Origin of the sequence: uncultured Microbacterium sp., assembly GCF_913776565.1 — a bacterium.
Classification (GTDB): domain Bacteria; phylum Actinomycetota; class Actinomycetes; order Actinomycetales; family Microbacteriaceae; genus Microbacterium.
In genome coordinates this window covers 1-7,462 of record NZ_CAJYPF010000019.1, presented here as the reverse complement: position 1 = coordinate 7,462, position 7,462 = coordinate 1, and the positions used below count along the sequence as shown (strand labels likewise).

Here is a 7,462-nt window from a genome sequence, read left to right as displayed (position 1 = left end):
TAGCCCCAGCGGTCCTCTTGCGCCGCGGAGCCGTGGAACCAGACGATGCCCTTGCCCTCGTCGTGCACGAAGCGCAGGATCGCGGCATCCGTCTCCGCCCCGAACCCGGTCGCCATGTCGTGGTAGCCGTCGCGGCCCTCGAAGATGACGATGAGCACGTCGTATCTGTCGATGACGCTCGCCGGCAGTCCCCGCGGATCCTCGACGACGCGGACCCGGAAGCGCCCGGTGTCCTCCAGCAGTGTGGTGATCCACTGGTTGTGCTGGCGGAAGCTGCGGTGGGCGTTGTCGTGCTCGATGGTCATGTGCCCCGAGAGGATCAGGACGTCGATCACCGGATCAGCCCTTGTTCGAGAACGCGGCGTCGAAGAGCTGGTGCGGCGGGGTGATCTCGCCGAGCTTGCGCACGAAGGCGAGGGCCTCGGGGCCGCCGACGAGGCGGTCCATGCCGGCATCCTCCCACTCCACGCTCGTGGGTCCGTCGTAGCCGATCGCGTTCAGCGCGCGGAACAGCGGCTCCCACGGCACATCGCCGTGTCCGGTGGAGACGAAGGTCCACCCGCGGCGGGGGTTGTCCCACGACAGGTGCGAGCCGAGCACGCCGTTGCGGCCGTCGAGGTTCGTCGTCGATTCCTTGCAGTGCACGTGGAAGATGTGCTCGGCGAAGTCGAGGACGAACGCCACCGAGTCCAGCTGCTGCCAGACGAAGTGCGAGGGGTCGAAGTTGAACCCGAAGCTCCCCCGATGCCCGATGGCCTCGAGCGTCTTCTTCGCCGTCCAGTAGTCGTACGCGATCTCGGACGGGTGCACCTCGAGGGCGAAGCGCACGCCGACCTCCTCGAAGACATCGAGGATCGGATGCCACCGCTCGGCGAAGTCGGCATACCCGCGCTCGATCATGGCGTCGGAGGCGGGCGGGAACATCGCGACGTACTTCCAGATGCTGGACCCCGTGAAGCCGGTGACCGTCTTCACGCCGAGCTTCGCGGCGAAGCGCGCAGTGTTCTTGAGGTCTTCGGCCGCGCGCTGCCGCACGCCCTCGGCATCCCCGTCTCCCCACACCCGCGGCGGCACGATGTCGTGGTGCCGCTCGTCGATCGGGTCGTCGCACACCGCCTGGCCGACGAGGTGGTTCGAGATCGTCCACACCTTCAGGCCGTTGCGCTCGAGGATGTCCCGACGCGACTGCACGTAGGCGGCGTCGTCCCAGCGCGAGACGTCGATGTGGTCGCCCCAGCAGGCGATCTCGAGACCGTCGTAGCCCCACTCCCCGGCGAGGCGCGCGACCTCTTCGAACGGCAGGTCGGCCCACTGGCCGGTGAACAGGGTGATCGGGCGGGCCATGATGCTCCTTCGCGTCAGGCGACCGGGACCCCGGCGGCGACGCCGGTCCAGGCCGATTCATTCTCACTGCTGCGCTCGACCGCGTCGAGCACGCGCTGCACGCGCAGCCCCTCGTCGAACGAGGGGTGCGGGTCGGTGCCGGCGTCGATCGCGTCGACGAGGTCCACCACCTGGTGGGTGAAGCCGTGCTCGTAGCCGAGCATGTGACCCGCGGGCCACCACGCCGAGACGTACGGGTGCTGCGGCTCGGTCACCAGCACCTGCGTGAAGCCCTGACGCCCCTCGGGCGCCGTGCGGTCGTAGAACCGCAGGCTGTTGAGGTCCTCGAGGTCGAAGGCCAGGGCCCCGCGGTCGCCCGACACCTCGATGGTGAGGGCGTTCTTGCGTCCCGTGGCGAAGCGCGTCGCCTCGAACGACGCCAGCGCGCCGTTGTCGAGGCGCCCGGTGAACAGCGCGACATCGTCGACCGTGACCGCGCCCGTCTCTCCGGCGCCGGCCCCCTTCGTCAGCCCCATCGACCCGTCCGCGGGAAGGGGACGCTCCTTCACGATGGTGTCGATCGTGCCCGAGACCCGCTCCACGCCCAGACCGGTCACGAACTGGGTCATGTCGATGATGTGCGCGCCGATGTCACCGAGCGCCCCCGAACCCGCGTGCTCCTTCTGCAGACGCCAGGCGAGCGGCATCCCGGGATCGACGAGCCAGTCCTGCCGATACGCCGCGCGCACCTGCTGCACCGTGCCGACCGCGCCCTCGGCGATCATGTCGCGCAGGAGCGTGACGGCCGGGACGCGCCGGTAGGTGAATCCCACCATCGACCGGATGCCGCGAGCCCGAGCCCGCGCCGCCGCCTCGGCCATGGCCTCGGCCTCGGCCACCGTGTTGGCCAGCGGTTTCTCGCACAGCACGTGCTTTCCCGCCTCGAGGGCCGCGATGGCGATCTCGGCGTGCGAGTCGCCGGGCGTGACGATGTCGACGATGTCGATGTCGTCACGCCCGATGACCTCGCGCCAGTCGGTGGCCGACTCGGCCCACCCCCACTTCTCGGCGGCGGATGCCACGGCATCCGCGTTGCGTCCCACCACCACGGTCATCTCGACCGCGCGCGGCAGGTCGAACATGCGCGGCGCCTGGCGCCACCCCACCGAGTGCGCGGCCCCCATGAAGCCGTAGCCGATCATCGCCACGCGCAGCGCGGGACCCTGAGCCCGTCGACGGGTCATGACAGCACCAGCTCCCGCTCGACCGGCACCCGGTTCGTGACGTACCGCCCGGGGCCGCCGTCGGCCCCCGGCATGATCTGCATGTAGAGCAGACGCATCGTCAGCACGACCTCGACGGTCACCGTCTCGCCCGCCGCGGGCGGGGTGTCGAGGTGGATCAGCACGTCGGGGCGGTCGGCGACGAACCACAGCGTCTCGGACTGCTCGGGCAGCTCTTCGACGCGGTACTCGCGGCCCTCGAGCGAGAACCGCAGGTCGTCCTTCGACACGGCGACACCGTTCACCGTCGCGGCGACGTCATCGACGGCCGACAGCCACAGGCTGCGGTACCAGGGCAACTGCACCGAGACGGCGAGGCCGTCGTCGGTGCGACGGACGTCCTTCTCGGCGAAGAGCGAGTTGTGGGTGGCCATGGGGGCTGTCTCTCAGGCGTAGTTGTCGGAGAAGGTCTGGTGCGCGACCGGCGGCGCGGGCTCGAGCTTCTGCGTGGTCTGGGGGCTGTACGGGTGGTTCGTGGAGGGGACCGGCTCGTCGGCCTTCGGCATGAAGACGGGCTTGCCGTCGTCGCCGAAGTACATGAGGTCCAGGTCGAACGCGCCCTGGTTCTTCAGGCCGAACGCGACCCAGTTCTCCTCGAAGGGAGCGCGGGCGAGCTCGTAGCAGCGGAACTTCCAGAACTTCCACTCGCCGTCCTGCTTGAGGAAGTCGATCGCGTACTTGCACCACACCCAGTGGGCCCAGACCTTCTTGCCGAGCACCTCCTCGGGCGAGTACATGTCGGGGAACTCCTCGGCGACCTTCGGGTCGGTCAGACCCGACTCGGTGCCCGCCATCATCCACACGCCCGTGGCGGTCTTGCCGTCGCCGGCGACCTCGATCACCGGGGTGTTGGTGGCGTGCAGGATGAGCTTGCCCTCGGGGTGGGGCCGCCCGCGGTGGTAGTCGGTGACGCTCTGCCAGGTCGTGTACTGACCGGCGTTGGTGTAGCGCGCGCGGATCCCCTCGGTGCCCTCCTTCACCCACAGCGGGATGATCTGCTCGTCTTCGAACGCGTTGTGCAGGTACATGTAGCGGTTGAAGAGGTTCTCGACCTGCCCGCGGTCCTCGGCGCGCTGCGCGAGGGCGTGGGCGGCCTCGACCTGCTCGCGCAGGCGGGTGACCTCGGCGATGAGGTCGGAGACGGATGCCTCGGTGGTGGTGTTCGACATGGTCATTCCTTCGGTGTGGTGGTGGATCACGCGGGCTGGGGCGCCGCGACGGTTTCTTCGATGGCGGTGCGCATGAGCGCGTGCTGCTTCTTGACGAGGTCGATGGGGTCGCTCTCGCCGAGGTCGCTGAAGGCGTGACCCTCCCACTCGCTGGAGAGGTAGCCCTCGTATCCCCCGACGACGAACTGCTTCACGATGCGCGGGATGTCCATGGCCGGTTCTTCGCCGTCGGCGCCGATGTCGTAGAACTTCGCGTGCACGTGGAAGATCTGCGGCATGATGTCGAGCCACTCCTCCGGCGGCACGAGACCGTGCATGTTGAAGGCCAGACGCGTGAAGGGCCCGAAACGCAGGGGATCGACGCCCTCGCCCGCGAGGTAGTCCTCGAACTTCTGATTGCGCACGTGCATGGGCGTGGGCTCGCGCCAGATCTCTTCCATGACGGGGAAGTGCTTCTCGTCCATCCCCATCTGGCCGAGCGTGCGCAGCAGCGTCGGCGACAGGGAGTGCATGGTCGATGAGAAGTCAGCGGTAAAGCCGAGACGGTCGCTGCCGAGCTCGTCGTAGACCTCCCGGATCTCGAGCACCTTCGCATCGTTCGGTCCCGAGGGCGCGTGGATCTCGTACGCGAGTCGCTGGTCGTACTTCTCGGCGAGGGGCAGCAGGCGACGCAGCAGCTCCTTGCCGGCCGAGCGGATGACGACGGTCGTGAAGCCGAGGGTGTGCGCCGACCTCAACTGACGGGCGAAGAAGTCGTGCTCCTCGTCGGGGGTCATGTCGCGGTCTGCCCGGCGCCCCATGTCGAGGTTGGTGCCCACGGCGCTCGCCTCGAGGCCGTACCTCTCGAGCGAGTCGAACCAGAGCTTCGTGAACTCCGCGTCGACATCGGGGTACGAGCGCAGGAGCTGGGCGAAGTTGAACTCGACGCCCGGACCGATGCCCTGGTCGTGCACCTCGCGGATCAGCGTCTCGGGGGTGTACAGCCCCGCGGCGAACTCGCTCGTCATCGAGTAAAGGGTGGTACCGAGGCGGATGCCGGTTCCGGCGATGCCGTCGCTCATGAAGCGGGTCCTTTCAGGCGCGCACGGCGTGCGCGAGGTGGGCGTCGAGGGCGCGGCGCGCCTCGGCGGCATCCGTGATCATCCGGGAACCGGCGGCTTCGGCGGCGGTGCGCTGGATGGCCTGCTCGCCGCGGACGATCTCGAAGGGGTTCTGCCAGTGGTTCCAGTGCCAGCCCTCGTACTCGCTCGACACGGCACCGCTGTAGCCGTTGTCCACGAGCAGCGTGATGAGGTCGGCGACCGGCACCGACGGCTCGTTCCCGTTCTCGTCGATGCCGAAGAACTTGCCGTGCACGTGCTTCACCCACGGCATGATCTCGAGCCAGTCGTCGACGCGCGCGGGACCGAACAGGCCGGTGCCGTTGATGCCGAAGTCGATGCCGAGGTCGGGGCGACCGTGCTGGTGCGCGAGACCGATGAAGCGACCGAAGCGCTGGCCGTGATCGGCCTGGTCGGCGGGCGGACCCTGTTCGTAGAAGTCGTCCCAGAGCTGGACGACCGCGGCGAGCAGCTCCTCCGACGCACCGCGGCGGCGGTACGCCTCGACGAGCGAGGGCGCGAAGCCGGTGACGGTGGCTCCCCAGTCCATCGTGAAGCCGAGGAAGGGGGACCCGACCTTCTCGTACCGGTCGCGCAGGGCCAGGATGCGGGGGTGCGAGGCGTACTGGTCGGCGTGCACCTCGAGGGCGAGGGTGACGCCGTACTCCTCGGCGATGGGGGCGAGCGCCTCCATCGAGTCGGGGGTGAGGGAGATCTGCACGCGGGCGATCGGGAAGCCGAGCTTCGCCGCCGCCGCGATCTGCGTGCGCATGTAGGCGAGGAGTTCGTCCTGGTTCATGAGCTTGTCGGGGCGCAGGCCGATGTCGGCGTTGACGGCGAGCGAGGTGCGCACCAGAGCGACCTCGTCGACGAGGTCGGAGAAGCGACCCGCGAAGTGGTCGTCGATCTCGGGGAAGCCGCGGAAGCTCGAGAACCCGATGATCTCCAGGCCCGGGCCGAAGCCCTCGGCCGCCGTCTTGCGGATCAGCTGGTCGAGGTCGTACTCGCGCCCGTGGAACGCGCGGGTGAAGCTGTAGAGCGTGACGCCCTGGATGGGCGTGCCGAGCGCGGTCATGCGCGGGCCTCCTCGACCTGGCGTGCGGTCATCGTCTTGGTGTCGTGCTCCTCGATGTGCAGCACGCTGTCGGCGGAGTTCTCGTCGGTCATGATGATGTACGGGATGTAGAGCTCGAGGTCGACGCGCACCTCGTGCTCCCCGGCATCCATCTCCAGGTCTCCCGAGAGCACGGCCGAGTCGGTGGGGAACCACCACTGCGCGGTGTTGGTCTTCATCTCGGCGAAGGTGAGCTCCTCGCCGTTCATCCGCCACCGCAGTGAGGCGACCGGTGCCTCGACCCCGTCGACGGCCAGCTTCGCGCCCGAGATGCAGGAGGCCGGCAGCGCCCGGTACCAGGGCAGGCGCACCTCCACCGACACCCGACCGCCCGCGGCGCTGAGCGTGCCCTGCTCGATGATGCGATCCGGGATCACCATGACCTCCTCGTCGGCGCGGCCGGAGCCGCAGACCACTTTGTCTTGATTCCTACACTTTAATGTCTGATTCCTGCATAAGCAAGGATCAGACGGATGCCGAGACGGCGGCGGCCCGCTCCTGCGACAGCACCGCCGCGATCTTGCGCGCGCCGCGCACCGCCAGGGCGACCGAGGTCACCGTCGGGTTGCAGGCCGTCGCGGTCGGGATGACGCCGTTGCCGGCGACGAACAGATCCGGAACGCCCCACACCTCGCTGTCGACGTCGCACACGCTCGTGCCGTCGTCCGTCGCGCCCATCCGCGTCGAGCCCTGGTAGTGCAGAGACGAACCGAGCGGCAGGGTGAACGGCCGATCGCCGACCGGGTCGCCGATGGCCTCTGCCAGGCGCACGATCTCCCGCCGCGCGCGCTCCACGACCTCGTGATCGCGCTCCGTGAGGCGGTAGTGGATGCGGGGAGCCGGCATCCCGTATCCGTCGACGTGCTCGTCGTCGAAGACGACGCGGTCGTCGGCCCGCAGGTCTTTCGCGCAGAACAGGCCGAGTCCGACGATCGATCCCGGCACGACGGGGTCGTCCTCGGCCAGGGCGATGGGCGAGGCGTCCAGCTGCATGATCTGCCCGTGGAAGGGCATGTCATCGGTGAAGGGCACCCAGCTGACCCCGCTGTACTCCGCGAGGCCCGTCGTCGGGGCATCCTCGGCGAGCGGCGGCATGTCGCGCAGGCGCGAGGCGAAGACGACCTGCGCCTGATCGTTGAGGTACCGCCCGAGGGCCTCGGGGCGCACCCCCGACGCCCAGAGCAGCTGCGGCGTGCGCAGCGCGTCGGCCGCGACGACGACGAAGCGGGCCGCGACGCGGTGCTCGTCGCTGGAGCGCAGATCGCGGACCACGACGCCGGCCGCGCGACCGCCCTCGACGACGACGCGCACGACGAGCGATTCGTCGAAGAGCGAGAAGCCGGGGTTCTCGCGCGTGACGTCGCCCAGGACGATGTCCGAGCCCGACCACACGAGCCGACCGTCGTCGCGGCGGTGCACGGCGAGCGGCATCCGCTGCACCTTCGTGGCGTCGACGCGACCCGCGTCCACCGC

At 69.1% G+C, this 7,462-nt stretch carries 8 protein-coding genes and 1 pseudogene; all 9 read right to left on the bottom strand.

What is annotated here, in order from left to right:
• Positions 1 to 335: pseudogene (locus tag QZ433_RS01295) on the bottom strand (ThuA domain-containing protein); the annotation flags it as partial.
• Between the two features lie 4 nt (positions 336 to 339).
• Positions 340 to 1,344 (bottom strand): sugar phosphate isomerase/epimerase, encoded by a 1,005-nt coding sequence (locus tag QZ433_RS01290; protein WP_295779641.1) that lies wholly within the window; start codon positions 1,342 to 1,344, stop codon positions 340 to 342.
• Between the two features lie 14 nt (positions 1,345 to 1,358).
• The gene (locus QZ433_RS01285; protein WP_295779640.1) at positions 1,359 to 2,567 is read right to left on the bottom strand and encodes a Gfo/Idh/MocA family oxidoreductase; all 1,209 of its coding nucleotides are present in this window, start codon (positions 2,565 to 2,567) and stop codon (positions 1,359 to 1,361) included.
• The gene (locus QZ433_RS01280; protein ID WP_295779639.1) at positions 2,564 to 2,980 is read right to left on the bottom strand and encodes a DUF6379 domain-containing protein; all 417 of its coding nucleotides are present in this window, start codon (positions 2,978 to 2,980) and stop codon (positions 2,564 to 2,566) included. The genes QZ433_RS01285 and QZ433_RS01280 overlap by 4 nt, the downstream gene beginning before the upstream one ends.
• 12 nt (positions 2,981 to 2,992) lie before the next feature.
• A complete protein-coding gene (locus tag QZ433_RS01275; RefSeq protein ID WP_295779638.1) occupies positions 2,993 to 3,775 on the bottom strand; it encodes a nuclear transport factor 2 family protein in 783 nt (260 codons plus the stop codon).
• A 26-nt stretch (positions 3,776 to 3,801) separates the two neighbouring features.
• Positions 3,802 to 4,836 carry a TIM barrel protein gene (locus tag QZ433_RS01270; protein ID WP_295779637.1) on the bottom strand — a complete coding sequence of 345 codons (1,035 nt, stop codon included), beginning with the start codon at positions 4,834 to 4,836 and terminating at the stop codon, positions 3,802 to 3,804.
• Positions 4,837 to 4,849: 13 nt separating this feature from the next.
• Entirely contained in the window at positions 4,850 to 5,950 is a 1,101-nt protein-coding gene (locus QZ433_RS01265) for a TIM barrel protein (RefSeq protein WP_295779636.1), read from the bottom strand.
• Positions 5,947 to 6,405, bottom strand: coding sequence for a DUF6379 domain-containing protein (locus QZ433_RS01260; protein ID WP_366761854.1), 459 nt, complete (start codon positions 6,403 to 6,405; stop codon positions 5,947 to 5,949). Before QZ433_RS01260 ends, QZ433_RS01265 begins: the two co-directional genes overlap by 4 nt.
• Positions 6,406 to 6,454: 49 nt before the next feature.
• Positions 6,455 to 7,462: GMC family oxidoreductase (locus QZ433_RS01255; protein WP_295779635.1), on the bottom strand; the 1,008-nt coding region annotated here is incomplete at its 5' end.

Excerpts from the sequence above, each read along its gene's own strand:
- QZ433_RS01290 (WP_295779641.1), bottom strand. The coding sequence starts at position 1,344 with ATGGCCCGCCCGATCACCCTGTTCACCGGCCAGTGGGCCGACCTGCCG.
- QZ433_RS01275 (WP_295779638.1), bottom strand. The coding sequence starts at position 3,775 with ATGTCGAACACCACCACCGAGGCATCCGTCTCCGACCTCATCGCCGAG.
- QZ433_RS01285 (WP_295779640.1), bottom strand. The coding sequence starts at position 2,567 with ATGACCCGTCGACGGGCTCAGGGTCCCGCGCTGCGCGTGGCGATGATC.
- QZ433_RS01280 (WP_295779639.1), bottom strand. The coding sequence starts at position 2,980 with ATGGCCACCCACAACTCGCTCTTCGCCGAGAAGGACGTCCGTCGCACC.
- QZ433_RS01265 (WP_295779636.1), bottom strand. The coding sequence starts at position 5,950 with ATGACCGCGCTCGGCACGCCCATCCAGGGCGTCACGCTCTACAGCTTC.
- QZ433_RS01270 (WP_295779637.1), bottom strand. The coding sequence starts at position 4,836 with ATGAGCGACGGCATCGCCGGAACCGGCATCCGCCTCGGTACCACCCTT.